Raw genomic sequence first — 1444 nt, forward strand, 5'->3', positions numbered from 1 at the left:
ACGTGAATTCGTTCCACATCAGCAGCAACACGCTACTATTAGTGGCTACACTTTTCCTGCCGAGTCGCCACAAAACCCAGCTCAGCACCCCATTTCCCTTATTTACCAGCAGTAACTTCGGTCTAGAACCCGGCGAGCGATTACGGTGCCTAAGTCTCTTACGGCATCGAAGGAGTCACCCTTCCTGATCAGGTCGGCGAGGAGATTTTCGATATCGCGTTCAATATCGGAGCTCATCCGATCAACGGCCGATTTGGACAGCCACGCTAAATGGGCGGCTCGCAATCGTCGATGAGCGCCACGGTCTGTTACGGCAAGCATCTTTCCGGAAGCCAAGGCGATAGCGCGAGCGTTGCCGCCCAGACGCATGCCCGAGGTTGATGCGAAGTGAGAAGGGTTTTGCAGTACTTGGCGCGCGAGGTCGTGTGTGGTGACGGACCAAAATTCGCCGTAAGTGGGCGAATTAGTCCACGCAATCGGATGCTCGCGGCGCGCCGCCTGCCACCCTCTGAACCGGTCAGGCGATGCGTGAAAGGACGGATCGGCTGGGTCGAAAGATGCTCCGTCAAGCGACCAAAGGGGCCAGCGCCCGTTCAGCCCGCGATTCACGTATTTGGACACTATCCCTCGGTTTTCACGTGTCGTGGAGTCGAGTGATCACAATGAGCACAGATTGAACTCATCGCCGAGCGTAACTAGCTGACCCGACTTAGGACATCTTTCGGCGATTTTTCTGCCATAGGCCGCTGATCTGCGGTTTCGGTCAGTGTCGGCCCGGAATTCGCACCCTAATTCCGGGCTCTTAGGGTGCGGTGGTGGCCTACGTGTGCACCGTGAATACCTCCTGAGGGGCGACTGCGGTGCAGATCGTGTGGTTGACCCGCCGCGGATCCCGCAACTGCGAGAAACCGCGACACCGCGCCCCAGGTCGACTCACCGCATCGAGAAGAGCTTCCGCATGTCCAAGCACGACCTGCAAGCCCGGCCGATCTACCACCACACACGCGAATCCATCGACCGCCCAACTGACGATCGTCTTCGCCGCACTGGCCGCATGCCACTACATCGAGCACCAAACAGGATGGAGGATAAAGAAAATTCGTCAGAACAACCCGTCGGTACCGAACAGTGAAGATACGTGCCGGCAAGCAGATTCTCACCGCCGTCGACCCGCTACCCGTCGACCTCCGCGAAGCAATCGCCAAAATCGGTCGTGACCTTGCACACTAAAAAGTCTTAAGTCGGGTCAAAAGACCAGCGCGCGGCACGACTGTTCCGCTAATTTGCCAGATGAGACAGACCGGACGACGGTAGTCTGTTGGTTTGCGTCTGACTTCGCGATAGAGATCGGCGTGTCGATCAGACGGCATCCGACGGGTTCTCCCAGCTTTTACGGAGGATCTGATCATGTCCGAAGCAAACTCTGGTGGCGGCCGGTCTGCCC

Annotated in this window: 1 pseudogene; it reads left to right on the plus strand. The window is 57.7% G+C overall.

The window, feature by feature from the left end:
- Positions 1-937: 937 nt before the first annotated feature.
- A pseudogene (locus tag EET03_RS28125) lies at positions 938-1230 on the plus strand (IS1634 family transposase); the annotation flags it as partial.
- Positions 1231-1444: the final 214 nt, after the last annotated feature.

Source organism: Mycobacterium innocens (assembly GCF_900566055.1).
GTDB lineage: Bacteria > Actinomycetota > Actinomycetes > Mycobacteriales > Mycobacteriaceae > Mycobacterium > Mycobacterium innocens.